Annotated in this window: 18 protein-coding genes; 13 read left to right on the top strand and 5 right to left on the bottom strand. The window is 71.2% G+C overall.

Translation table 11 applies throughout. The features are described from left to right. Nucleotides 1-43: 43 nt before the first annotated feature. Entirely contained in the window at nt 44-1,267 is a 1,224-nt protein-coding gene (locus WMF22_RS04995; RefSeq protein WP_438035013.1) for an MFS transporter, read from the bottom strand. A gap of 165 nt (nt 1,268-1,432) precedes the next feature. Here WMF22_RS04995 and WMF22_RS04990 point away from each other — a divergent pair, with 165 nt between their 5' ends. Both WMF22_RS04990 and WMF22_RS04985 read left to right on the top strand, forming a co-directional pair. After that, complete coding sequence (locus WMF22_RS04990) at nt 1,433-2,293, top strand: MBL fold metallo-hydrolase (RefSeq protein ID WP_438035012.1); 861 nt, start codon at nt 1,433-1,435, stop codon at nt 2,291-2,293. Between the two features lie 270 nt (nt 2,294-2,563). Next, entirely contained in the window at nt 2,564-4,441 is a 1,878-nt protein-coding gene (locus WMF22_RS04985) for a hypothetical protein (protein WP_438035011.1), read from the top strand. Between the two features lie 103 nt (nt 4,442-4,544). On the opposite strand, the gene WMF22_RS04980 is transcribed toward WMF22_RS04985, so the two are convergent. Next, complete coding sequence (locus WMF22_RS04980; protein ID WP_438035010.1) at nt 4,545-7,007, bottom strand: ATP-dependent helicase; 2,463 nt, start codon at nt 7,005-7,007, stop codon at nt 4,545-4,547. Nucleotides 7,008-7,186: 179 nt separating this feature from the next. Between WMF22_RS04980 and WMF22_RS04975 the strand changes: the two genes are divergently transcribed. Together WMF22_RS04975 and WMF22_RS04970 are read left to right on the top strand one after the other, a co-directional pair. Beyond that, a complete protein-coding gene (locus WMF22_RS04975; protein WP_438035009.1) occupies nt 7,187-9,475 on the top strand; it encodes a D-alanine--D-alanine ligase family protein in 2,289 nt (762 codons plus the stop codon). Continuing rightward, nucleotides 9,472-10,674 carry a P1 family peptidase gene (locus WMF22_RS04970; RefSeq protein ID WP_437297953.1) on the top strand — a complete coding sequence of 401 codons (1,203 nt, stop codon included), beginning with the start codon at nt 9,472-9,474 and terminating at the stop codon, nt 10,672-10,674. Before WMF22_RS04975 ends, WMF22_RS04970 begins: the two co-directional genes overlap by 4 nt. Nucleotides 10,675-10,835: 161 nt before the next feature. On the opposite strand, the gene WMF22_RS04965 is transcribed toward WMF22_RS04970, so the two are convergent. Both WMF22_RS04965 and WMF22_RS04960 read right to left on the bottom strand, forming a co-directional pair. Continuing rightward, entirely contained in the window at nt 10,836-11,213 is a 378-nt protein-coding gene (locus WMF22_RS04965; RefSeq protein WP_272100194.1) for an STAS/SEC14 domain-containing protein, read from the bottom strand. A 153-nt stretch (nt 11,214-11,366) separates the two neighbouring features. Next, nucleotides 11,367-12,608 (bottom strand): glycosyltransferase, encoded by a 1,242-nt coding sequence (locus WMF22_RS04960; protein ID WP_438035008.1) that lies wholly within the window; start codon nt 12,606-12,608, stop codon nt 11,367-11,369. Nucleotides 12,609-12,854: 246 nt separating this feature from the next. On the opposite strand from WMF22_RS04960, the gene WMF22_RS04955 reads away from it, so the two are divergent. The 5 genes from WMF22_RS04955 to WMF22_RS04935 all read left to right on the top strand — a co-directional run bounded on the left by WMF22_RS04955 (nt 12,855) and on the right by WMF22_RS04935 (nt 20,019). After that, nucleotides 12,855-13,943, top strand: coding sequence for a Gfo/Idh/MocA family protein (locus WMF22_RS04955; protein WP_437297952.1), 1,089 nt, complete (start codon nt 12,855-12,857; stop codon nt 13,941-13,943). Next, nucleotides 13,940-14,950: an NAD-dependent epimerase/dehydratase family protein gene (locus tag WMF22_RS04950; RefSeq protein ID WP_437297951.1), complete on the top strand. Its 1,011-nt coding sequence runs from the start codon at nt 13,940-13,942 to the stop codon at nt 14,948-14,950. Before WMF22_RS04955 ends, WMF22_RS04950 begins: the two co-directional genes overlap by 4 nt. Continuing rightward, nucleotides 14,947-17,412, top strand: coding sequence for a hypothetical protein (locus WMF22_RS04945; protein WP_438035007.1), 2,466 nt, complete (start codon nt 14,947-14,949; stop codon nt 17,410-17,412). The genes WMF22_RS04950 and WMF22_RS04945 overlap by 4 nt, the downstream gene beginning before the upstream one ends. 148 nt (nt 17,413-17,560) lie before the next feature. After that, nucleotides 17,561-18,526: a hypothetical protein gene (locus WMF22_RS04940; RefSeq protein ID WP_437297949.1), complete on the top strand. Its 966-nt coding sequence runs from the start codon at nt 17,561-17,563 to the stop codon at nt 18,524-18,526. 116 nt (nt 18,527-18,642) lie between these two features. Next, the gene (locus tag WMF22_RS04935; RefSeq protein WP_438035006.1) at nt 18,643-20,019 is read left to right on the top strand and encodes an O-antigen ligase family protein; all 1,377 of its coding nucleotides are present in this window, start codon (nt 18,643-18,645) and stop codon (nt 20,017-20,019) included. A gap of 66 nt (nt 20,020-20,085) precedes the next feature. On the opposite strand, the gene WMF22_RS04930 is transcribed toward WMF22_RS04935, so the two are convergent. After that, a complete protein-coding gene (locus WMF22_RS04930; RefSeq protein ID WP_012233516.1) occupies nt 20,086-20,817 on the bottom strand; it encodes a sugar transferase in 732 nt (243 codons plus the stop codon). Nucleotides 20,818-20,909: 92 nt separating this feature from the next. On the opposite strand from WMF22_RS04930, the gene WMF22_RS04925 reads away from it, so the two are divergent. From WMF22_RS04925 to WMF22_RS04910, 4 genes are all read left to right on the top strand, one after another. After that, the gene (locus WMF22_RS04925; RefSeq protein WP_437297947.1) at nt 20,910-21,470 is read left to right on the top strand and encodes an ATP-binding protein; all 561 of its coding nucleotides are present in this window, start codon (nt 20,910-20,912) and stop codon (nt 21,468-21,470) included. Continuing rightward, nucleotides 21,467-21,766, top strand: a complete 300-nt coding sequence (locus tag WMF22_RS04920; RefSeq protein WP_012233514.1) for an STAS domain-containing protein — start codon at nt 21,467-21,469, stop codon at nt 21,764-21,766. Before WMF22_RS04925 ends, WMF22_RS04920 begins: the two co-directional genes overlap by 4 nt. A 328-nt stretch (nt 21,767-22,094) precedes the next feature. After that, a complete protein-coding gene (locus tag WMF22_RS04915; protein ID WP_437297946.1) occupies nt 22,095-23,654 on the top strand; it encodes a GumC family protein in 1,560 nt (519 codons plus the stop codon). Then, entirely contained in the window at nt 23,647-25,530 is a 1,884-nt protein-coding gene (locus tag WMF22_RS04910; RefSeq protein WP_437297945.1) for a hypothetical protein, read from the top strand. The genes WMF22_RS04915 and WMF22_RS04910 overlap by 8 nt, the downstream gene beginning before the upstream one ends. Nucleotides 25,531-25,576 lie beyond the last annotated feature (46 nt).

Genomic DNA, 25,576 nt, shown 5'->3' with positions numbered 1-25,576 from the left:
GGGCGAGGCGCTCGCGGGCCGGCCGATCGACGGCCGGGCCTGCTCACCCCTCGCCCGCTCTCCGCTCCCGCAGCGGCAAGAGCAGCCCGAGGAAGGCGACCGAGATCACGGTCCCCAGGGCGAACAGGCCTGCATAGCCGAGCCGCTGGGCGACGGCGCCCGAGAGCCACACAGCGGGCGATTTGCCGAGCACCTCCACGCTGGCCAGCAGCGTGTAGTGCGTCGCGCCGACCGACCGCCGGACACGCGACATCATGAAAGCGAACACCGCCGTCGTGAGGGCGCCGCCGAAGAGGTGCTCGGCCACGGTGACCGCGACGACGGCCTCCGCGGTGGGCGCCCCCGCCGCGGCGAGGTACCACTCGCCCGCCATCGCCACGGTGCGCAGCGCCGAGGTCACCGCGACGGCGGCGAGCAGCGGGATCCGGTGCGACAGCAGGCCTCCCGCGAGCGAGCCGGCGATCGACGCGACGAGGCCGTACGTGCCCACCCAGAGGCCGATCCGGTGCGGCGGGAAGCCGGCGTCGACGAGGAACGGCTTGAACATCATGTCGACCATCGCCTCGCCGAGCTTGTAGGTCCCGAGGAAGGCGACGACCCAGAGCGCGCCAGGCGCCCGCAGGGCGGCGAAGACCGCCGCGAGCACCTCGCGGAGCGACCGGCGCGCGCGCGCCTCGACCTCGCTCGCGGGAGGCTCGCGCAGCGCGAGCGAGGCCAGCGCCGAGAGGAAGACGAGCGCGGCCATCGCCCCGAACTGACCACCCCAGCCGATCCAGGCGCTCGCCCAGACGAGCAGCCCGCCCGCGACGAGCATGCCGACCTTGTAGCCGACCACCTGCGCGGCGTTCGCCAAACCGAGCTCACCGCGCCCGAGCAGATCGATCGCGAGCCCGTCGACCGCGATGTCCTGGGTGGCCGCGAGCAGGTTCATCAGGAAGACCAGCGCGAGCAGGGCGCCGAGGTGGCGCGACGGCGGGACGAACGCGGCGGCCGCGCACGTGAGCGAGAGCAGCACCCCGAGCGGCAGGATCCACGAGCGGCGCCTGCCGATCCGCTCCCAGCCGTAGCGGTCGACGAGCGGCGCCCAGAGCGCCTTCGCCGCCCACGGGATCGCGAGCGCTCCGGCGAAGCCCACGCCGGAGAGCGAGACGCCGCTCGCCCGCAGGAAGACGGGGAGCGCCGTCGCCTGGAAGCCGAACGGGATGCCCTGTGCAAAGTACAGCGCGGCGAGGGCGGGGATGGTGCCGGCGCGCGTTCGGTCTGCCACGACCGACAATCGTAACCGAGCGGACGAGCTTCGGTCGCCGGAAACACGGACACTGGCGTACGATTCGATCTCGATTCGATCTCGATTCGATCTCGATTCGGCCCCGATCTCGATGAGCACGCCGCACCGACTCACCCCGTCCGACGGCCGGACGAGCCCGCACCGATGATCGCCGACACGTTCTCTCCGCGGTCGCTCGCGCCGGCGGGCACGGTCCGGGTGCGGTGGCTGGGCACGGCGGGGTTCGCGATCGAGCACGCCGGCGCGGTGGTGCTCATCGATCCGTATCTCACGCGCGCCTCGCTCCTCCGTTGCGCGATCGGCCGGCTCGTCCCCGACGTGGCCGCCGTCGCGCGCCACGCGCCGCGCGCCGACGCCGTCATCGCGGGCCACACCCATTTCGATCACGCGCTCGACATCCCGGAGATCGCGCTCCGCACCGGGGCCACGGTCTTCGGCTCGCGCTCCGCGGCGGCGCTCTGCCGCGCTTCCGGCGTCCCCGAGGCGCGCGTGCGCGACGTCGAGCGCGCGCCGGGCGGCGAGCCCGTGGTCGCCGAGATCGGCCCGTTCCAGCTGCGCTTCTTCCCGAGCGCCCACTCCCGCCTGCTGCTCGGCCGGGTCCCCTTCCCCGGCGACATCTCCGATTGCGAGCAGGTCCCGCTCCGGGCCGAGCGTTACCGGTGCGGCGCCGTCTTTGCGGTGGAGATCCGGGTCGCGGGCCGGCGCATCGTCCACCTGGGCAGCGCGGAGCTCGCCGAGGCGGGCCTCGATTGCAGGGAGCCCGACCTGCTCCTGCTCTGCGTGGCCGGCTGGACCGCCTCGAGCGATTTCCCCGAGCGCGTCGCGCGCGCCCTGTCGCCGCGCGCTGTGCTCTTCTCGCACTGGGACAATTTCTTCCTGCCCCTCGATCGCCCCGCCGTCGCGCTCCCCGCGATGCAGGGGGAGCGCCTCGCAGAGCGCCTCGGCCGGGCGTCGCGCGACATGAGATTGGGCGTGCTGCCACTGCTCGGCGAGGTGTGGATCTAGGTCGACGCGCCTTGTCTCCTCGCCGCCCCCGGGAACTTTGGACAAGCGTGGGGAGGGAGCGGGGAGGCCTTCCCCGGCCAGCGCGCTGCGTGCGAGAGGCCGCGCGGCGTCGCCTCGGCAGTCGCTTGCGACGATGGCGGAGCTCCGGCTAGATTCGCGCGCGCATGAGCGCCTCCCGTCGCTGGCCCTCGTCGCGCGCGAAGCGCTCATCGCGGCCGCTCTCCGTCACCCGCTTTTCCGGGCGGGCATCACAGATCAGGTGAGGATACCTTGATTTCGTTCATCGCCGCCTTCAACCTGCCGGACGCGAGCGATCGCGATCCCGCTGCGGTTCTCCGCCGCGCGGCGCTCCTCGTCGGCGAGCGGATGTCCTCCATGGGCCCTGCGCCCCGGATGACGCTGGAGGTCCTGCCAGAGGTAGGCGGCGGGTGGGCGCTCCTTACGCCGGCGACGCCGGAGCCGCGGGCGCGGCTCGACCTGCTCGATCAGGTGGTCACCGACACGCACGCCGTGCTGTTGTTCGGCGAGCTGCAAGGTGAATCCAGGGCGTCGCCCGCGAGCGCCGTCCTCCGCGCCTGGATGTCGGGCCGCGGGGACTCGGTGGCCGCGCTCGACGGCAACTTCTCCGCCATCGTCGTCGACCGCGCGGAGCGCACGGCCTCGGTGATCTCGGATCTGCTCGGCCGCCGGGCGCTGCGCACCCTGCACGCGGGCGGGGTCCTCTACGTCTCCCCGCACGACGTCGCGCTCGTGGCGACCGGGGCGTGCCCTGTCGTGATCGACCACGCCTCGGCGTGCTCGATCATCACCGCCGACTGGTCCATCGGCGGGCGGCCGCTGCTCGCGCGCGTCGAGCCGTGCGATCCTGCGCACTGGCTGCGCCTGCGGGGCGGCCGCCTGGAGCGGCTCCCCGCGCCGCTCGGGCTGTTCGAGCGCCGCATCGACGCCCGCGACGCGGCCGCCGTCCGGGAGCGAATCGACCGGATCGTCGACACCATGCGCGAGAACACGCGCTTCGCCGCGGCGAGCAGCGACACGGTCCGGGCCGACCTCACCGCAGGCATCGACAGCCGCGCGGCCTTCGCGCTGGTCGCGTCGGTCGTGCCGGCGGAGCGCATCGTCGCCAAGACCACCGGCGCGACCGACAGCCTCGACGTGCGCGTGGCCAGGCGCATCGCCGCGCTCGTGGGCGCACGCCACGAGCACCGCGAGCTGGATCTGCCCATCCACGACGATTTCAGCCGTCACGCGGATCTCATCGCGTTTCACATGAACGGCGATTCCAGCGCCAAGCGCGCGATTGACAGGTATCCGAGCTGGGACGACCGCCCCGTGGGCTTCGAAGGCGGCGGAGGCGAGATCTTCCGTGGCTATTACTATGCTCGCCCCGGCCAATACACGCGGGTGGCCCGCGCCAGCGCGGACGACGTCGCGGCCTTCTTCGTCCGGAAGTGGCGCCGCCCGGCAGCGCTGAGCTTTCGCTCCCCCGATCCTCTGGCCGCCGTCCGCGAGCGCACCCGCTCGGTGGTCGAGGCGATGTTCCGGCGCTCGCCCGACCTCCACGACGTGCTCGATCAATTCTACCTCTTCGAGCGGTATGGCCGCTGGGGCGCGATCACGTCGCGCTTCGCCTGGTGGAAGACCTTCTCCCCGTACGCGAGCCCATCCGTCGTGCGGCTGGCGTTCGGCCTGCCCTCCCCGATTGGCACGCACGCCGGCCTCCACGACGCCATCGTGCGCCGCTTCTTGCCGTCCGCGCGCGGCATCCTCGTGAACGACAACTCCCTGCTTGCGCTCCAGGGACCCGGGCTCTCACGCCTGCTCGCGCGCGATCTGCTCTATGTCACCGGCGAGCTCTGGCGAGCGGCGAGCGCGTGGCGCGGCCGCTCGGGCAAGAAGCGCCGCTCGGCGGACGCCATGCGCGCCGACATGCTCGCGGGGCCGCTCCACGACCACGCGCGCGACGCGCTCCTCTCGCGAGACAGCATCGCCGTGGACCTGCTCGGGCACGAGCCCGTCGCCCGCCTGCTGGACGAGCACAGGGCGCGCCGGCAGCACCTGGAGACCCTGTGCAACCTCCTCGGCATCGAGCATTTTCGGCGCCTCGCCACGTCCACCGCCGCGGCCGCGGCCGCGTCCAGCCGCTGACACCGGGTCGCGCCGGGCCGTGAGAGGGGCCCGGCCGCTGGGCCGCGCTTCCCGCGCGGCCGGAGCCGTCCCTGGTCAACGCGCTGCCAGCGCCCCGCCCCTCTCACGGCCCGGCGCGCAGGAACGCCACCTTGATCCGCTTCTTCCCCCACCCGGAGAACTTCACGGTCGCGATCGGATCCGCCCCGGGATCCACGCTCTCGATCACGCCCGGCCCGAACCGCTCGTGGTACACCCGCATCCCGCGCCGCAACGCGAGCCCCTCGCCGCCCTCGGCGCCCGGGTCGACCGCCTCCCGCTCGACATACCGCTCGCCCGGCGCCCGGTCGGGGACGTCCATGCCGCGCGCCATGGCCCCCCTCGCCGGCTCGCCCTCCCGCGAGAACCGCGCCCCTGCGAACCGCTCGTCAGCCTGCGCCCCGGGCCTCCGCTCGCGGCCCTCCCACGAGCGCTCCTGCCCGCCGAACCGGAGCCCGGACGCGGCGTACCCGCCGCCCCCGCCGAAGCCGCCCTCGACCCGGCGCTGCGCCATCATGCTGGCGGGCGTCGCGATCGGGCGCACCGAGGCCGGCGGCAGATCCGCGAGGAAGCGGCTCGGCAAGCCGTAACGCGTCTGGCCGAAGATCGCCCGCCGCGCCGCGTGCGTGATCCAGAGCCGCTCGCGCGCCCGCGTGATCGCGACGTAGGCCAGCCGGCGCTCCTCCTCGATGTCGCCCTTGCGGTTCGGATCCTGGCTCCGGAACGGGAACAGGTCCTCCTCCATGCCGGTCAGGAACACCGCGTGGAACTCCAGCCCCTTCGCGGCGTGGATCGTCATCATCGCCACCTTGGGCACGTCCGCGAGCGCGTCGACGTCCGACACGAGGCTCACCCGCTCGAGGTAGCCCGCGAGCGTCGCCTCGTCGCCCGCGGCGGTCGCCTCCTGCTCGTAGTCGACGAGCGACTGCACGAGCTCGCGCAAGTTCTGGAGCCGCGCCTCCGACTCGACGCTGTCGTCCTGCTCGAGCGCCTTGGCGTAGCCCGACCGCGCGAGCACCTCCTCCGCCAGCGCGCTCGGCGACGCGCTCTTCGCCTCGGTCATGAGCCCGTGGATCAGATCGCGGAAGCCGAGCAGGCTGCGCTTCGCCGCCGACGCGAGCGGCGGCAGCTGGCCCCCCGGCATCGCCGACGGCGGCACCCGCCCTTCCAGGAGCGGATCGATCGCCTCGAACAGCGACACGCCCAGCAGATCCGCCGCCTGGATGAGCTTGTCGACCGTGCTCTGGCCGATCTTGCGGGCGGGCACGTTGATGATGCGGTTGAGATCCACGTCGCTCTTCGGGTTCGCGATCACGCGGAGGTACGAGAGCAGGTTCTTCACCTCCGCCCGCTCGAAGAAGCGCGTGCCCCCGATGATCTGGTACGGGATGCGCGCCTCGCGCAGCACCTCCTCGAGCACGCGCGACTGCGCGTGGATCCGGTAGAACACCGCGATCTCGTTCGGCGAGACGCCCTCCGCGATGAGCTCGCGGACGCACTCGACCACCCACGCCGCCTCGTCGTGCTCGCTGTCCGCCGCCACCACGTCGATCGGCGTGCCGTCCTGGTTCGCCGTCCAGAGCTCCTTCGGCTCGCGATCCGACGCGTGGCGGATCACGCCGAGCGCGCCCCGCACGACGTGCCCGATCGAGCGGTAGTTCTGCTCGAGCTTCACCACCGTCGCGTGCGGAAAATCGCGCCGGAAGCCGCGGACGATCCGGACGTCCGCGCCGCGCCAGCGGTAGATGCTCTGGTCGTCGTCGCCGACCACGCAGAGGTTGTCGTGGCTCTTGCAGAACGCCCGGACGAGCCGGTACTGCACCTGGTTCACGTCCTGGAACTCGTCCACGAGCACGTGCCGGAAGCGCCCCCGGAGATCCTCGCCGGCGTAGCTCGTCGGGTCCTCCGCGATGCGCAGCACGGCGAGCAGCAGGTCGTCGAAGTCCACCGCGCTCGCCGCCTTGAGGTGCCGCTCGTACGCCTCGAAGCACCGCGCGATCGCGTCGTCGAAGTAGCCCTTCCGCTCGAACTCGGCGGGCCCCCGCCCCTCCTGCTTCTCCGCGTGGATGCGCGAGAGCACCTGGCGGGGCGGATAGCGCCGATCGTCGAGGTTGAGCTCCTTGAGCACGCGGTTCATGACCGCCCGCTGATCGTCGTCGTCGTAAATGATGAAGTTCTTGTCGAGCCCGGCCGCCTCGTGGTGCCGGCGCAAGAGGCGCGCGCACACCGCGTGGAACGTGCCCACCCAGAGGTCCTTCACGATGTCGGGCCCGATGAGCCCCTCCAGCCGGCGCTTCATCTCGGTCGCCGCCTTGTTCGTGAACGTCACCGCCAGGATCCGGTAGGGCGGGACACGGTGCGTGACGATGAGGTTCGCGATCCGGTACACGATGACGCGGGTCTTGCCGCTCCCCGCGCCGGCGAAGATGAGGAGCGGCCCCGCCGCGTGGCTGGCCGCGCGCGCCTGCGGCTCGTTCAGCTCCTCGTGAGGGAGGCCAGGCTCGGGCGGCGGAGAGCGGTCGGCGTCGTGTGCGGCGAAACGATCCACACGGGGTCGCTAGCACGACCTCCGCGCGAGCGGGAGCCCGCCGAGCCCCGGAGCCCCCACCGGCGCTCTCCTGCTTTTTCCCCGGCAAATCACGCCCGCTGGCCGTAACCTCGCACGCGCGTGCGCCTCCGGCAGAGCACCGGGGAGCCGCGGCCCGGACGACCGGCACAGGAGAGACCATGCGCATCGCGCTCACGCACAACCTGAAGATCACGGGCTCCGCCGAGGAAGCCGAGTTCGACAGCCCGGAGACGATCGCCGCCATCGCCGGCGCGCTCGAGCGAGCCGGGCACGAGGTCGAGCGGATCGAGGTCAGCGGCCCGGCCTCCCGGGTCCTCGCCCGGCTCGAGGCGCTCCAGCCGGACCTCATCTTCAACACGGCCGAGGGCCACAAGGGCAAGACGCGCGAGGCGTTCTATCCGTCGCTCTTCGACGAGCTCGGCATCCCGTACACCGGCTCCGACGCCTACACGCTGAACGTCGCGCTCGACAAGTCGCTCACGAAGCGCGTCCTCGCGAGCTACGGCGTCGCCACCCCGCGCGCCCGCCTCGTCAACCGGACCACCCTGGACAGCGGCGCGCTCGACGACATGAGCTTCCCCGTCATCGTGAAGCCGAATTTCGAGGGCTCCTCCAAGGGCATCTTCCGGGAGTGGAGCGTCTGCGAGGACGCGCACCACCTCGCCGAGGTCGTCGAGCGGCAGCTCGCGCGCTTCGAGGCGGGCCTGCTCGTCGAGCACTACATCGCCGGCATCGACGTCGCGTGCGCCTTCGTCGACGGCCTCAAGGAGGCGAACGGCGCGCGCTCGAGCGGCACCGGCATCCCCGAGGGCGTCCTCACCCCGGTCGAGTTCGTGATCGATCCCCAGGTGCCGGGCAGCTACAACGTGTACGACTTCGACCTGAAGCACGCGAAGCCCGAGCAGGTCACGCGCCGGCCCGCGCAGCTGCCCGCGGCCACGATCGAGCGCATCCGGGCCATCACGGCGCGCGTCGTGCGCGCCCTGGACCTCAAGGATCACGCCCGCTGCGAGTTCCGGGTCACGCCGTCCGCCTCGCGCAGCCAGGGCCACGACGTCCACTTCCTCGAGGTCGACGGGCTGCCCACCCTCCAGCCGGGCGCCAGCGTCTTCGTCGCGGCGGCGCAGCGCGGCGTCGACTTCGACGGCGTGATCCGCGCCATCGTGAGGAGCGCCTGCAAGCGGCGGGGGCTGCTGCCGCTCCTGGAGAGCAACCAGCCGCGGCGGGCGAAGCGGACCGCGCTCCGCGTCGGCTTCACCTACAACATGAAGCGGAGCGACACGGCCGCGGCCGACAAGGCGGGCCCCGGCGCGATGCACGACCTGGAGGCCGAGTTCGACTCGCCGCGCACGATCCAGGCGATCGCGAGCGCCATCGAGAGCTACGGCCACACCGTGGTCCCGCTCGAGGCGATCCCGGACCTGCCGCGCGCGCTCGCGGCTTCCGGGGTCGACGTCGTCTTCAACATCGCCGAGGGGCTCCGCGGCCGCGGCCGCGAGGCGCAGGTGCCGGCGCTCTGCGAGCTGCTCGGCATCCCGTACAGCGGCTCGGACGCGACGACGCTCTCGCTCGCCCTCGACAAGGGCCTCACGAAGCAGATCCTGCGGGCGGCCGGCATCGAGACGGCCGAATGGCAGGTGGTCACGACCGGACGCGAGAAGCTGAAGCCGTTCCGGTACCCGGTGATCGTGAAGCCCAACGCCGAGGGGACCTCGAAGGGGATCACCTCCGCGTCCGTCGTCAAGGACGAGGCCGCCGCGCGCGCCGCGGCGAAGCAGCTGGTCGATCGCTACCACCAGCCGGCCCTCATCGAGGAGTACATCACGGGCCGCGAGTTCACCGTGGGCCTGCTCGGGGAGCGGCGGCCGAAGGTGCTGCCGCCGATGGAGGTCGTCTTCGTCGACCCGCCCACCTACCCCGTCTACGGCTACGAGGAGAAGCAAACGGACACGCCGCGCGTGCGCTTCGAGTGCCCCGCGCAGCTCACGCCGTCGGAGCTCCGCCGCATCGAGAAGGTCGTGCGCGACACGTTCGCGGCCCTCGGGTGCCGCGACGTGGCCAGGGTCGATCTGCGCATGGCGAAGGACGGCAGGGTGTACGTCATCGAGATCAACCCGCTGCCCGGCCTGACGCCCGACTTCAGCGATCTCTGCGTGATCGCGAAGGTGGCGGGGATGGATTACCGGACGCTGATCGGCGAGATCCTGGCCGGCTGCCTCAAGCGCTACCGCGAGGCCCGCGCCGCGTCGCCGCGGGCCGCGTTCGCCGCGGCGGTGCCTGCGCCGGGCGCCGCCGCGCCGGCCGCCAGCGCGGCGGTCGCCTCGCCGGCCGCCGACCCGGGCGCCGCGCCCGCCCCGGCGCTCGCCGGGCCCGCGCCGCTCCCGGCGGAGGCCGCGCCCCTCTCCGACACGGTCTCCGTCGCGAGCGGCGAGGTCGCCGGCCCATGAGCGCGCCCTCGACCGCGCTCAGGCGCCCTCGGCTGCGCGATCTCGGCGTCGCGATCGGCCGCTTTCCGACCGGTCCGGAGAACGCGATCACGGACGTCCCTGGGGTGCGGGTCCACCACGTGACCAAGATCGAGGGCGAAGGCGAGCTCGTCCCCGGCCTCGGTCCGGTGCGCACGGGCGTGACCGCGGTCGTCCCGGCCGACGGCGACGTCTTCCTCGATCGGGTGTTCACCGCGAGCTACGTGCTCAACGGCGCGGGCGAGGTGACCGGCCTCTCGCAGATCAACGAGTGGGGCCTCTGCGAGACGCCGATCCTGCTCTGCAGCACGCTCTGCGTCGGCCGCGTCCTCGACGCGACCGTCGCGTGGCTCTCGCGCAAGCACCCCAAGATCGGCAAGGACTACGACGTCGTGATCCCGGTCGTCGCCGAGTGCGACGACAGCTTCCTCAACGACGCCGTGGGGCGCCACGTGGCGCAGGCCGACGTCGACGAGGCGATCGACAACGCCCGGGGTGGCCCCGTGGCCGAGGGGTGCGTCGGCGCCGGCACGGGCATGCAGACGTTCCACTTCGCGGGCGGGATCGGCACCTCGAGCCGGTCGGTCCCCGTCGGCGGGGTCGACGCCCTCGTGGGGGCGCTCGTGCTGTCGAACTTCGGTGATCGCGAGCTGCTCCGCGTCGATGGGGTCCCGGTCGGGCGGCTCATCAGCGACCGCTTCAACCACGTCCCGCGGCGGGGCCCCGCCGGCTCGATCATCGTGCTCGTCGCCACCGACGCCCCGCTCATCCACCGCCAGCTCGCGCGCCTCGCGCGGCGCGCCGCGCTCGCGATCGGCCGGACCGGCGGGTATGCGGCCAACAACTCGGGCGAGATCGTCCTCGCGTGGAGCACCGCGAACCGGGTGCCTCGCGTCGCCACCGAGCAGTGGAGCGCCCCCCGGTCGAGCCGCTCGCTCAGCGTGCACCCGCTCGCGCCGGGCCGGCACATGGCCGAGCTCGTCCTCGACACCGAGGTCGACGCGCTCTACGAGGCCACCGTCGACGTGGTGGAAGAGGCGATCCTCAACGCGATGTTCGGCGGCGTCGAGATGACCGGCCACAGCGGACACCACGCGCCGGCCCTGCCGCTGGACGCCGTCGCCGAGATCCTGAAGCAGTACCGCCCCCCGCACCCCTCCGACCCGCCCCCCCTCTTCTAGCGCCCCCCCGCCCCCTTCTCTCTGGCAAAAGCCCCGCCGAGCGGCGGTCACCCGCACAGGAGACGGGCCCAGATCGGCGTTTTCGGCGCGGAAGCGCACTCAGGTGCGCTGAGCACCGAAAACGTCGAGATGGGCCCGTATCCGAAGCGGGTGCCCGCCGCTCATTCCGGATCGCCGTGGAGGAGCCACTCGTGGGCTGCGTCCTCGTCCCAGAAGCGCCGGAGGACCTTGTCCGTGCCGCTCTCGCGCGCCACGCGGTTCAGCTGGAGCGCGACGATGTCGCTCTCGATGATCTCGGCGACGCGCATCACCCCGAGCTCCAGGCCGAACTCCTGGACGGCGCGGATCTTCTCCGCCACATCGGGGGACATCGGCCTGAACCCGCGGACATCGGCCTTGATCTTGATCTCCCGGCCCTGGAGGCTCTCGCACGCCTTCCTCAGCTCGCTGACGAAGTTCTCCATCTCCTCGAGGCGGACACGCCCCTCGAGGACGAAATCCACCATGGCGATGATCCGGTCGACTTTGATCTCGAACACGTTGAGAGACCTCCTGCCAGTTCCCGAAGGGGCGGGATGGGGCCGCGTGATCATACCCCGGATCGCGCGAGGACGCGCCTAGGGATCGCGACGCTCACGCGGCAGCGACGCTGGCCGTCGGCCGTCGGAAGCTCGGGCTGGGGTCGCCGCCCTTCACGCCGCGCGCGGCTCGCCGACGCGCGACTTGCCCTGTCCGCGCCGCACGGCGATCGCCTGCTCGTAGATGGTCTCGTACCGCGAGAGCAGCGTGGGCCACTGCCGCTCCTCGAGGATCCACGCCCGCGCGTTCTTGCCGACCTGCTCGAGGCGCGCCGGGTCCTTGAGCGCCTCCACACACCGCTTCGTGAGATCGGCGCTGTCGCCCGCCTTGAAGACGAACCCGGTCTCGCCATAACGGACGAGCTCCCCCATGGCCGCGACGTCGCTCACCATCACGGGCCGGGCCATGGACATCGCCTCGAGCGGCTTCAGCGGCGTCGTGAGCTCGGTCGTCCGGGTCCGGATGCGGGGATACACGAGCAGGCTCGCCATCGCGTAGATGTTGAACACCTCGTCGTGCGGCACCCGCCCGGTGAAGGTCACCTTGGACTCCACCCCTCGCTCGCGGGCGAACGCCTTGAGCTCCATCTCCTGGCCGCCGGCCCCGGTGATCACGACGTGCGCGTCCGGGATCTCCCGCGCGATGTCGCCGATCGCCGCGATGAGCGTCTGGAGCCCCTCGTACGGCTGGAAGGTGCCGACGTAGCCGATGAGCTTCTTCCCGGCGAGCCCGAAGCGCTCCCAGGCGCCGGGCGGGGCCTCCCGCGGCGCGAACTTGTCCGAGTCGACGCCGTTGCCCACGACGTGGAGCGCGTCCGTGCTGCGCACCCGCGGCGCGACAGCGCCCTTCAGCGCCTCGCAGATCGTCACCGTCGCGTCAGCGTACTTGTAGACGATCGTCTCGAGGCCGGCCGAGATCTTGTAAGGAGCCGAGTCCTCTTTGAATTTGCCCCGGTCGACGGAGGCGTTCTCCCAGAGGTCGCGCACCTCGTAGACGAGCGGCAGCCCGAAGCGGCGCGCCGCCGCGAGCGCCGGCAGCCCGACGAGCATCGGCGAGTGCGCGTGCACGAGATCGGGCTGAAACTCCCGGATCGCGTCCTCGACGCGCGCCTCCAGCGCCCGCACGAGCTGGAGCTCCCTGACCAGCGGCAGCTTCTTGCCGGTAGGCTCGCGCGTCCGCCAGTACGAGATGCCGCCGATCTCGTCCTTCAGCGCATCCCCGGACCCCTGCTGCGCCGACGACACCACCGCCGGCCGCATCCCGTGCTCGGCCTGGTGCTTGATGATGTAGTCGCTGCGGATCGTGTACCCCGCAATGACAGGCAGCGACGTATGAAGAACATGGAGCACGCGCACGAATCACCACCCTTCTTTATGCTGCGCCGCGCAGCCTACCCGAGGCCGCCGCGACCGTCATCAAGCTCCTCCACGCGCGTGGATGCGCGTGGATGCGCGTGGATGCGCGTGGATGCGCGTGGACGCGCGTGGACGCGCGCGCCGCGGCGTCCGCGGCGTCCGCGGCGTCCGCGGCGTCCGCGCTGACCGCGGGCCAGCCGAGAGCCTAGCTCTCGGCAGCCACGTTGCGGTACGCTCCGCCGCCGCATGACCCTCAAAATCGCGATCGTCGGCTGCGGCAAGATCGCCGACGGCCACATAGAAGAGATCCAGAAGATGCCGGAGCGGGCTCGGGTCGTCGCCGTATGCGACCTGGAGCTCCTGATGGCCGAGCAGATCGCGGTGCGCTACGGCATCCCGAGCCACTACGACTCGTTCGACCGGTTGCTCGACGTCGAGAAGCCCGACGTCGTCCACATCACCACCCCTCCGCAGTCGCACCTGTTCCTCGCCCGGCGCGCCATCGAGGCGGGCGCCCACGTCTACGTGGAGAAGCCGACTGCGCTGAACCTCGCGGACGTGCGGCGCCTCATCGAGCTCTGCACCGCCGCCGGGAAGAAGATGACCGTCGGCTGGGAGTACCAGTTCGATCCCCCGGCCGTCGAGATGCGCAGGCTCGTCGGCGACGGCGTGATCGGCGATCCCGTCCACGTGGAGAGCTGCTTCGGCTACAACCTCGCCGGCCCCTTCGGCGCGGCGCTCCTCGGCGACGGCTCGCACTGGGTCCATCGCCTCCCGGGCAAGCTGTTCCACAACAACGTCGATCACCTCCTGAACAAGATCGTCGAGTTCGTGGACGACGAGCAGCCGAAGGTCACCGCGACCGCCTACGCGCTCCGGGAGAAGCGGTTCGGCGACTCGCGCGACGACATGCTCGACGAGCTCCGCGTCACGGTGCAGGGCGCGCGCGTCAGCGCCTACGGGACCTTCTCGTCGCACGCGCGGCCGCCCGGGCACTTCCTCCGCGTCTACGGCACGAAGAACACGCTCCACGTCGACTTCGCGAGCCGCACGGTCACCCTCGACGCGTCGCCGAAGCTCCCGAGCGCCATCGGGCGCGTCGTCCCGGCCTTCGATCAGGCCCTCTCGTACCTCCGCGAGGGGGGCAAGAACGTGGTGCGGTTCGCCCGCAGCGATTTCCACTTCTTCTCGGGGCTGAACCGCCTGATCGGCCTCTTCTACGACAGCATCACGCGGGGCGCGGAGCTGCCCATCTCGTACCGGGACATGATCCGGGTCGCGTGGATGATGGATGAGATCTTCCGGCAGGTCCCGCAGGAGAAGGCGCGCACATGAAAGTCCTTGTCACCGGCTCGAACGGCTTCCTCGGATCGGCCCTCGTCGACCGGCTGCTCGCCCACGGCGAGACCGACCTCCGCTGCCTCGTCCGCCCCGCGAGCAACCGCTCGCGGCTCGACGAGATCGAGAAGCGGCGGGGCGTCCCCCTCGAGATCGCGGTGGGCTCCCTCGCCACGAAGGAGGCCGCCGAGCGCGCGGTCGAGGGCGTGGACGTCGTCTACCACGTGGCCGCGGCCATGGGCGGCGCGCCCGCGGACATGTTCCTGAGCACCGTCGTCGCCTCGAAGAACCTGCTCGAGGCGCTCGTCCACACCGGCCGATCGCCGCGCGTCGTCCTGATCAGCTCCTTCGGCGTCTACGGCGTCGCCGACCTCCCGCGGGGGTACATCGTCGACGAGAACACGCCCCTGGAGACGCGGCCCGCGCAGCGCGATCTCTACTCGCAGGCGAAGCTCCGGCAGGAGAAGCTCTTCTGGGAGTACCAGGGGCGCTACGGCTTCCCGCTGACGGTGCTCCGCCCCGGCGTCATCTACGGCCCCGGCGGCAACGCCTTCTCCAGCCGCGTCGGGATGAGCCTCTTCGGTGTGTTCCTGCACCTCGGCGGCCGCAACGTCCTGCCGCTGTCGTACGTCGAGAACTGCGCGGAGGCGATCGCCGTCGCCGGCCGGAGCGACGTCGCGCGGGGGCAGGTCTACAACGTCCACGACGACGACCTGCCCACGGCCGACGTCTACCTCGCCCGCTACAAGCGCGAGGTGAAGCCGATCCGCTCGCTCACGGTGCCCTACTTCGCCCTCACCGGGATATCGAAGCTCGTCGAGCGCTACCACGCCTACTCGAAGGGACAGCTGCCGGCCATCTTCACGCCCTACAAGAGCGCGACCTCGTGGAAGGGGAACCGGTTCGACAACACGAAGCTGAAGGCCCTCGGGTGGAAGCAGCTGGTCTCCACGGAAGAGGGCCTCCAGCGGACGTTCACGTACCTCAAGGAACGCGCGACATGACGGGTCGGCCGTCGCTCGCGTCGCTCGGGCTGGCGCTCGGCCTCGCGGGTCTGCTCGCCGGCTGCGAGCGGCGGCAGACCCCGGGGCCGCCGCCGGTCCACAGCGGCGAGGGCACCCAGTCCGCCACCGCCGCCCTCGCGGTCACGGCGCCGCGCTTCGACGGGCCGCCCGCGCCGCCGGCCACGCCGGCCAAGGGGCACCCCCGGCTCTGGGTGCGCGCGGCCGACCTGCCGAAGCTCCGGGCGCGCGCCACGCAGGCGAACCCCCTGTTCAAGGAGCTCGCCGCCGTGACGGCCGAGGCCGCGGCGGCGATGGACAAGGGCAACATCCCCTCCGAGGGCGACTGCACCCACGCCCGCATCTACTGCGAGGCGCACGCGGAGCTGTTCGCCTTCATGTCGCTCGTCTCGAGCGACGAGGCGGCCCGCAACGACCACGCCGCCCGCGCGCGCAAGATCCTGCTCTATATCGTCGATCGCGTGAACAAGGGCGATCCGCAGGATCCCTTCGTCCGCAGGTTCTCGACCGGCGACCGCGCCCGCTGGGCCGGCGAGTCGTTCGGCCTCACGGTCGACTGGATCTACGGGTACCTCTCGGCCCAGGACAAGGCGGCGATACGGCCCGTCTTCCTCCGCTGGGCGGAGGAGCAGCTGAAGTCGTCGACGACGAGCCACGATCACCCCGAGCCCGTGGGCAAGCTGAACGACCCGGCGATGCTGAAGGAGCCGAAGAAGCGCAGGTACGCCGTGAACAACTACTTCACGTCGCACATGCGCAACCTGACGCTCCTGTCGCTCGCCTTCGACGAGGCCGACGATCCGCCGGATCCGAAGCCGAGCGGCACCTACCCGCGGCTCAGGGACTACTTCGCCAACGTCACCGGGGCGTGGCTCTACATGACCGACAGCGTCCTGCGGAACGACGCGCGCGGCGGCGCGCCGCCGGAGGGCTTCCAGTACGGCCCCGCGACGCTGGCCTACGTGAGCGAGACGCTGCTCGCCATCCAGACGGCCGGCGAGGCCGATCCGGCGAAGTGGGGCCCGCAGGTGCACCTCGACGGCAACCCGTTCTGGCACGAGTTCATCCCGGCCCACCTCCACAGCCTGAGCCCCGCCACGCCGGCGGGCCGGCTCGGGCCGACCCACGAGGCCGCGTGGACGGGCGACGGGGAGCGCTACGAGTACACGGATCACATCGACCCGTTCACGGCGCTCGGCCTCCACGCCGAGAACAGCGGCAACGCCGAGCGCCTGAACGCGCTCCGCTGGATGGCCATCCACGCCGGCCCGGGCGGCGCCGCCGCCCTCGCGCGGCGCGCCCGCTCGCAGCTCGGCCAGGTCCACAAGCGCCACTCGATCATGTACTTCCTGCTGCTCGATCCGGCGATCACCCCGACCGACCCGCGCCCCTCCACCCCGCTCACGCACTACGGCCCCGGCCTCGGCCAGGTCTTCGCGAGGACGAGCTGGGGGCCCGAGGCCGCGTGGCTCCAGTTCCAGCTCGGCTGGGAGCAGATCGACCACCAGCACGGCGACGGCCTGAGCTTCGGCTTCTACCGCGGCGGCGAGTGGCTCACGAAGGAGCGCGTCGGGTACGGCGCCTTCATGGCGAACTCCGAGCAGCACAACACCCTCGCGGTCGAGAACGACAGGAACCGCCGCCACGACGACCCGAACCGCGGCGAGCTCTGGCGGCGCGGGTCCCAGTGGCCGCTCGTGCACACGGGCGATCCCAGGGTGCTCGCGAAGAGCTTCGCCGAGGACCACGTCTACGTCCTCGGCGACGCGACCCCGCTCTACAACTCCGAGTACGAGAACATCCGCGACGTCACGCACGTCAGCCGCGCGCTCGTGTGGCTCAAGCCCGACCACCTCGTGCTCTACGACCGCGCCGCCACGGGCAAGGAGGGGCGCTTCAAGCGCTTCTTCATGCAGACGCCGAGCGCGGCGCAGGTCGCGGGGAAGCTCGCGACGGCCACGACAGCGAAGGGGCAGAAGCTCTTCGTGACCACGGTCCTGCCGGAGAGCGCCGTCATGGTGGCCGAGCCGTACAAGCCGACGGGCACCTGGGACACCAAGCCGGCCGAGAACGAGCCGATGCTCGCGACCCTGCGGGTCGAGCCGCCGGCCCCGATGCCGAAGGAGACGCGCTTCCTGCACGTGCTCCAGGGCGCGGCCGGCAACGCGACGGCGGATCCGGTGACGCTCGTGCGCACGAAGCGCGGGACGCCGTTCGCTGGCGCGGCGGTGAAGGGCACCCTGGTCCTGTTCCCTGTCGAGCTCGGCGCTGTGTCCGAGGTGCATTTCACCTCGCTCCCTGGGGTGACGAAGCACGTCGTCACAGGGCTCTCCCCCGGCGCCTCCTACGAGGTGATCAGGAAGCCCGCGGGCGGCGGCGACGAGATCACGATCCGCGCCGGCTCGACCGCCAAGGCCGACGAAGGCGGCGTCCTCACCTTCTGAGCGCCGTGTCGCAAGCGGTAAACGGTAAACGGCAAACGGTGAAGGGCAAACGGCAAATGCGACGATGACGCCCTCCGCGCCCGCTTGTCCTCCGCGTGGCGCGCTGCAATAATCCATTCTCCTTGCCCACGTCCTGTACGGAGATGCCATGAGCAAGAAGCGACTCGTCTCTGCCGGCGCATTCCTCGTCGCGCTGGGCGCCCTGTTCATCCCCATCGAGGGCACGGCGCCGGCCGCGACCGGCCCCATCGCGAAGGCCGGCTCGCTCGATCTGTCCGGCTTCGCGAGCACCCGGCCCGATACCCCGCTGGATCTCCTGTTCATCCATCACTCGTGCGGCGGCCAGCTCCTCACGGAGACGGGCGCCGAGAAGGAGAAGGCGTCGTGCGTGTACGAGGCGCACCCGAACGGAGGCGGGCTCAAGAAGAAGCTCACGGAGCAGGGCTACCGCGTCCACGAGGCCTCCTACGGCAGCGAGATCGGCGAGAACACCGACCTCTTCGACTGGGCGCCCAAGTTCCGCGACAAGATGGACAAGGTGCTCCGGGTCGCGCTGAACGACCAGATGCACCCGGACGGCGTGGTGAACCGGATCGTCGTCTTCAAGTCCTGTTATCCCAACAACCGCTTCGTCGGCGAGGGCTCCGCCCCTGGCAACCCGGCCGGCCCGGACCTGACCGTCTGGAACGCGAAGGCCACGCTGACGTCCATCCTGCCCGACCTCGCGAAGCGGAAGGACACGCTGTTCGTCTACGTCACCGCCCCCGCCAACATCCTCAAACGCTCGAAGGAGCCCGCCTGGAAGTGGACCGCGAAGCGGCTCCTCGGGAAGCCCTCCGACGCCGAGATCGCGCAGCGCCAGGCGGATCTCGCCCGCTCGTTCAACAACTGGGTCAAGTCGCCCGACGGCTGGCTCAGCGGCTATCCGGAGAAGAACGTCGTCGTCTTCGACTACTACGACGTGCTCACGAACAAGGGCGAGTCCAACTTCTCCCTGCACGGCTCGGAGGGGAACACCGACCACCACCCCTCGAGCGCGGGCAACGCGAGGGCCGCGGATGAGTTCGTCCCGTTTTTGAACCAGGCCGTGCGCCGCGTGGGCCTCAGCACGTAGCGTCGAGGGCCCGGAAACCACGCCGGAGGGAGCGAGCGCAAGTCGCTTGACGCGAGCCGCGATCCTCCGGAACGTCCCCCACCACCCGAACGGCGTCTCCGCCGAGGACCCTCGACATGCTCGCGCTCCCCGGGGTCATCCTTCTCATCGTCTTCATCTACGGCAGGCCTCAGGAGTGGGACGAGCGCTTCGAGAGCCTGCCGTTTTTGTACCTCTGGCTCGCCCTCGCCTTCATGGGCATGGGCCTCGATCTCGCCATGGGCAAGGTCAGGCTGAAGGCGACCCCGCAGCTCCGGTGGGCCATCGTCGTTTACTCCTGGTGCGTGCTCACGCTGGGCTTCCGGAACCCTGGCGAGTTCTCCGAGGGCTTCGTCTCGATCAGCGTGACGTTCGTCCTCTTCTTCCTGATCGGGCACAGCCCCGACGGCTTCAAGGGGTTCCAGAAGCTCGCCGCCACGGTGCTCATCATGGGCCTCTTCGTGGCGGGCGTCGCGATCCACCAGGGGTTCTCCTCGTGGCAGTGCCTGGCGATGACGCAGACCATCGGAGGCTCGCGCGGCGAGGCCGGCATCCCCGACGGCCGGTCCTGCGAGAGACGCGTGGACTGCCGCGAGGGGCCGGGCGCCGATCCCGAGGTCGAGTACCTGTGCGAGCGCGTCGGCCTCTTCAAGACGACGACGATCAACGGCCGCGTGCGCTGGCGCGGCGTGCTCCAGGATCCGAACGAGCTCGCGCTCACGGCGGGCATCGTGCTGCCGTTCAGCTTCGCGATGTTCGAGCAGAAGCGCTCCTTCACGCGCGCGCTCATGGTCTTCGGCTCGCTCCTCCTGATCGCGACCGCGATCATCCTCACGCAGTCCCGGGGCGGCCAGCTCGTCTTCGCGACGGTGCTGGGCGTCTACTTCGTCAAGAAGTACGGCATCCGCGGCGCGATCTTCGGCGCGATCTGCGCGGCGCCGCTCATGATGCTCGGCGGCCGCGGCGGCGGCGAGGCGGATGAGTCGGCGAACGAGCGCACGGAGATCCTGGGCGAGGGCCTGAACATCTACCGGATGTTCCCGCTGATGGGCGCGGGCTTCCGCCAGTTCACGGAGCACCACTGGCTCACCGCGCACAACGCGTACCTCCTCGCGCTCTCGGAGCTCGGTCCGCTCGGGATGTTCGCGTGGACGGCGATGATCTACCTCACCCTCAAGATCTCGCTTGTCGCGCTCAAGCGGTACGAGCACGGCGCCCAGTTCGCGGCGATCCGCGCCTGGTCCATGGCGATCATGGCCGGGTTCTGCGGGATGATGGTCGGGATCTTCTTTCTCTCGTTCACCTACCACTACGTGCTCTGGATCTACTTCGGCCTGGCGGGGGCGCTGTATTCCGCCATCAGGAGCGTCGATCCGAACTTCTCGATCCGGCTCGAGAAGCGCGACGTCTACCGGCTCATCCTGGCCGATCTCGCCCTGGTGCTCGTGATCGTCGTGCTCAGCAAGAGGGCCTAGCAGCGCCGCGGGGAGCGCCCCCGGTTCAGCGGAGACAGCGCCGGGGTCCGGAGGCGCGGCGCCCGCTCAGCGCCCGAGGCCGAGGACCATCACGAGCGGCGTCTTCACGATGATCGAGAGCTCCATCTGCAGGAACGTCGAGAGCTTCTCGAGCGACGCGGCGTACGCGAGATCGAAGAGCAGCTTCATCCGCATGTCGTCGGCCTCGGCCCCCTCCGCCTCCTCGAGGCCGAACGGGTTCGTCAGCGTCGCCTCGAACGCGGCGACCTCGCTCTCCGCCGGGGCGCGTCCGGTGTACCCGAGCGACACCTGCGCGAGCCCCGTGATGCCCGGCTTGATGTCGCGCATCCGCTCCTCGAAGAAGGGAATGGCGAGCGCGAGGTTGACCAGCAGCTCGGGGCGCTCGGGGCGCGGCCCCACGATGCTCATGTCGCCCATGAGCACGCTCCAGAACTGCGGGATCTCATCGAGGCGCGTCTTGCGCAGGAAGCGGCCGACCCGGGTGATGCGCGGATCGTCCTGCTGGGCGAGCACGGCCCCCGTCAATTTCTCGGCATCCACGCGCATGGAACGAAACTTGCGCATGTGGAATTCGACGAAGCGCGGGTAGGCCACGCCGTCCCGCACCTCCGTGCCGATGAGCATCCCGGCACGGCGCTGCATGTAGAAGATCGGCCCGGGCGACTCGAGGTAGATGGCCGCGCCGATGAGAGGGTAGAGCGGGAGGGTCAGCGTGAGACCCACGAGCGAGCCCGCGATGTCGATCGCACGTTTCGCTACACGAACGCCAGGTGTCACTGTTTACCTTGTGGCTCCCATAGTCGAGAACGTGGTAGGGTACAAGCTCGGATGGAGGTTTGGGCGTGATCCGACTCCGCGTACCAGGTTCGTTGACCTATCGCCACCTCGCCCTCCGCGTGGTGGCGGCCGCATGCAAGATGGCCGCGCCGGGGAGGGTCGAGGGCGGGTCGCCCGGCCTCACCCAGGAGGATTTCGAGGACCAGACCGTCTCGGCGTTCGGCGAGGCGTTCAACAACATCGCGATTCACGGATACCGCGCTGGCCCGCCGGGCGACGTCGATATCGAGATCGAATCCGACGCGGACGGCATTATCATCCGCTTGATGGACACGGGCTGCAGCTTCGATCCCGCGGCCATCGACAACCCTCCCATCGACGACCTCCCCGAGTCCGGGATGGGGCTCTTCATCATCAAGTCGTTCATGGATGAGGTCGATTACTGTCCCGGCAGTCCGAATGTCCTCCGTCTCGTGAAACGGAGGGAGGGCAGCTCGTGTATTGCCGGCGACGGGGGTGAGGGCAGCAGCGAACAAGAGCATTCCGACCCCGATTTCGCCGGGGCGACAGGGCATCGGACGAGCAGTTTTCGAATGCGGAGCGTCTCCCGTTCGGGCGCGACCCGCGCCGCAGGGGGAATCAAAATCCAATGAGCTATACGCGGACCGATAACGGCAGTGAGACGGTCGTGCAGTTCGAGGGGACCCTCGACGCAGTGACCGCACCGGAGTTCAGGACATTGGTGGACGAGCTGGTGGCCGAGAACCGGCAGAACATCACGCTCGAGCTCTCGTCCCTCCGGCTGATCGACAGCTCGGGCGTCGGCGTCATCGTCTCGCTGTTCAAGCGGGTACGGGCCAACGGCGGCCAGGTGCGCATCGTCGGGCTGAGGGATCAGCCGCGCGCGATCTTCCGCCTGCTGCGCCTCGATCGGGTGTTCCCCACGTGACGCTCGGTGGCGGCGCGCGCGCCGCCACCCCGGCCCCCGGCCCACCCGTCGACAACGGCTGCGGCGGCAGCGCCGCGCGGCAGGTGCCGCGCGGACGGCGCTGAGCGGCTGGAGTCGCCCGGACGGTGCCCTCCGTCGCCGCGGCGCTGGTTCCGCGTGCTGCGCGTACTGGGGCCGTGTTAGGCGTGGGGTTGCGCGGCGGGCAACGCCGAGTGCAACAAGCTGGCGCTCGCGCGGCGCACGTCTACCATAGGCAACCAGCCTGCCAGACCGGGGTGCGCGTTCTCCGGACCGGGCGGAGCAAGGCAACCTTCCAGGAGCGGGGACCATGGACAAGAAGATGAACCAGCAGCTCTCCGGGCCTACCCCGCCCCAGGAGGCGCTCGGGGCGATCCCCGCCGACGCGGCGGCGCGGCCTGCAGCAGGTCCGCAGCCGCCCAGCGTCAGCGCGATGATCAACCGGACGCTGGCGCACTGGTACGTGGCGGTGCTGGTGGCGATCGCGGGGCTCGGGTTCACGGTGCTCGTCGTGCAGTCGAGGAAGCCCGCGTACCGCTCCGAGACCGTGATCTTCTACCGCGAGGGCGTCAAGGCGACGTACCTCGGGCCCGACGGGCCCGACCCGCTCCGCACCCTCTCCGCGCGGCTCAAGGAGACGCTGCTCGCGCGCTCCAACCTCGAGAAGGTCGTGACGGAGTTCAACCTCTTCCCCGAGGTCCTCGAGAAGCGGGGCATGGTCGACGCGGTCGATCGGCTCCGCGCCAAGATCACCTTCAAGGCCCGCTCGCAGGACACCTTCGCGATCTCGGCCGAAGGAGCGACGCGCGAGCAGGCGCAGGAGGTGACGCAGCGGCTCGCGGACATCCTCGTCGAGGAGACGACCCGCATGCGCAGATCGCAGGCGAAGCTGACGAACGAGTTCCTCGACGCCGAGCTGAAGCGCGCCGAGCAGGACGTCGAGAAGGCCGAGACCGAGCTCGCGGCGTTCCTGGCCGAGCACCCCGAGTTCGCCGCCGAGCAGAACTCGCCCGGCGGCGCGCAGGGCGGCGCCGCCATCCGCGAGCGGGAGCGGCGCGCCACCGGGACCGACCCGACCCTCGAGGCGCTCGAGCGGCAGGTGCCCCGCCTGCGCAGCCGGCTCACCGGCAAGCCGGAGCAGCCGGCGGCGAGCGCCGCCGGGGTGCCCTCCCCCGCGCTCACCCGGCAGCGGGATCAGGCCGAGCAAGAGCTCGCCACCGCGCGGCGGGATCTGGCCGACAAGCAGTCCCGATTCACCGAGCAGCACCCCGACGTCCGGGCGGCGGTGGCCCGCGTGACCAACGCCGAGGCGGCGCTGCGGCGCGCCGAGCAGGCGCTCATCCTGCCGCCGGAGCCGGTGGTGGAGGTCCCCGCGACCGACGAGGCCGAGAAGGCGAAGATCAAGGCCCAGCTCGCCGCTCTCGAGCGGGAGATCGCGGCGCGCAGGGGCGCGAAGAAGGGCAACGCGGCCGACGCGAGCGAGGCGGCGAAGCAGATCATCAACACCGAGACCGACTGGTCGCGGCTCAGCCGCGAGAAGGCGCGCGCGCAGCAGCGCCTCTCCGACCTCGAGGGCAAGTCGTTCCGCGCGGAGATCGCCGCGAGCTCGGAGCAGGGCGGCTACTCGGCGCAGATCGAGGTGCTCGACCCGGCGTACCGGCCGAGCGCGCCGTCGAGCCCGTCGCGGATGATCATCGCCATCGGCGGGCTGTTCCTGTCCGTTGCGGCCGGCATCGCGGCCGCCGCGGCGCGTGGCATCGTGTTCGACGATCGGGTTTACGACATGGAAGATATCGATCGAATGGCGCTCGCTCCGGTGCTCGTCGTCGTGCCGCCCGCCGCGCGCGCGCCCCGAGGGCGCCGTGGCTGAGACAGGCGGAGCTGAGCCGGGAAAGCCCCCGCCGGTCGCTTCCCTCGAGCGCGCGCTCGATCAGGTCTGCGACTTCCTGAGTCGCGCGGAGCAGACCGCGCGGGTCCGCGCCCTCGTCATCGAGGCGCGCCGGCTCCGCAACGTGGTCGGCAACTGGCGCTCGATCGCGCCCGATCCGGACGTGCGCGAGGAGATGATCGCCCGCGTCTTGCGCCTCGCGAACGACGCGGAGGACGTGGTCTCGGCGGAGCGCCCGAGCTCCAGCCAGGACGACCCGAGCGCCGCGTTCGACTCGCCGACCATCCGGCAAGATCTGCCCCCCTTGCCGCAGCACCCGCAGGCGATGGGGCTGCGCCTCGGCGCCGCGCAGGCGCCGGGCGTTCACCCCGGCGCGCAGCAGCCGCTCAGGGGGCCGTCGCCGGCGACGGCGCTCTTCCTCGGGGGTCCCGCGGCGGACCACGGCGAGCACCGCGGGCATCCGGGCACCGCGACGGTGCTCGGCATGCCCTCGCCGGCGCTGCCGCCCGGCCCCGAGCGGCAAGGCTCATCCCCCGCGATCGCGCGTGTCGTCGATCTGAGCGCGACGCTGAGCAGCCCTGGGCTCGTGTCGAGCGGCGGGAGGCCGGGCAGCTCGCCGGCGCTGCCGGTGCCGATCGAGCGGGTCATCGCCTCGCCATCGCGCGACGTGGGGGTCCGGGACGCGTCGGCGCCCCCCGGGGGAGCGCCGTCCCTCGATCGATCGTTCGGCGGCGCGTTCCCCTCGCCTCCTTCGCTCGTCTTCGATCGCGTGGTGCCGCCCGCGACGCGCGAGGTGACGGTGCGCGAGGTGCCGCAGCCGCATCAGCAGCAGCCGCCGCCGTATCAGCAGCCGCCGCCGTATCAGCAGCCGCCGCCCGAGCGGCCGATCGAGCGCTCGCTCACCAGCACGTTCAACTCGCCGCCCTCCCTGATCTTCAACCGCGTGGTGTCGACCCCGGCGCACCAGGCCGTGGACGCGAAGCTGCAGTCGCTGGATCCGACGTTCGAGGAGCCGCCGTCGCTGCACATCGAGCAGCTGCGCTCCCTGCCCACCTCACCGGAGAACGCCGGGTTGCTCCCGGAGGAGTCGCCGCGCGGCCCGGGCGAGCTCACCGTGCGCCCCGTGCCGATGCCGGACGCCGTGGATCCGAACATCGTGATGCTCCGCGCGCCCTACTCGCCCCAGGCCGACGCGTACCGGACGCTCCGGCGCAAGCTGCCGACGGGCGCGGGGATCACCATCGCCGTGACGAGCGCGGGGCCCGGCGAGGGCAAGACGTCGTGCGCCATCAACCTCGCGCTCGCCCTCCGCGAGACCGTCCGCGGGAAGATCCTCCTCGTCGAGGCGAACATCCGCAAGCCCGGCATCGCGAAGGCGCTGCGGTTCGAGCCCCCGAGCTGCTTCACGGAGCAGCTCCAGCGCCACGTCAACGACCGGTTCGCGCCCTGGGTCGTCGTCGATCAGGCGGCGCCCGCCGTGACGCCCGGCGACGACGGCAGCGAGTCGTCGTCGGACAGGAACGCCGCGCCGATGGGCGGCAGGTCGCCCGACGCGAGGCTCGCCCTCCAGACGCCCGTCCACATCCTGGCCGTCGATCCGCGCACGGAGCGGCCGCCGATCTTCGACGGGGTGGCGTTCTCGACCGCGATCGAGAGCCTCAAGCGCGCGGGCTACGCGTACATCATCATCGACACGCCGCCGGTGCTCGGCAGCATGGACCTGAACGTCATCGGCGACTCCGTGGACGGCGTGGTCCTGACCTCGCTGGTCAAGAAGTCGACCCGCAAGGCGATCCGCCAGGCCATCGAGCAGCTCCGGCCGGCGCCCATCCTCGGTGTCGTCCTGCTCGACGCCTGAACGGCCGGCGCGCGGCGCTCGCCTCCTTGCGCCGAAAGGTCGGGGA

The organism is Sorangium sp. So ce204 (assembly GCF_051526795.1).
Taxonomy (GTDB): Bacteria; Myxococcota_A; Polyangia; order Polyangiales; family Polyangiaceae; genus Sorangium; species Sorangium cellulosum_B.
This window is presented reverse-complemented; position numbering and strand designations above follow the sequence as displayed.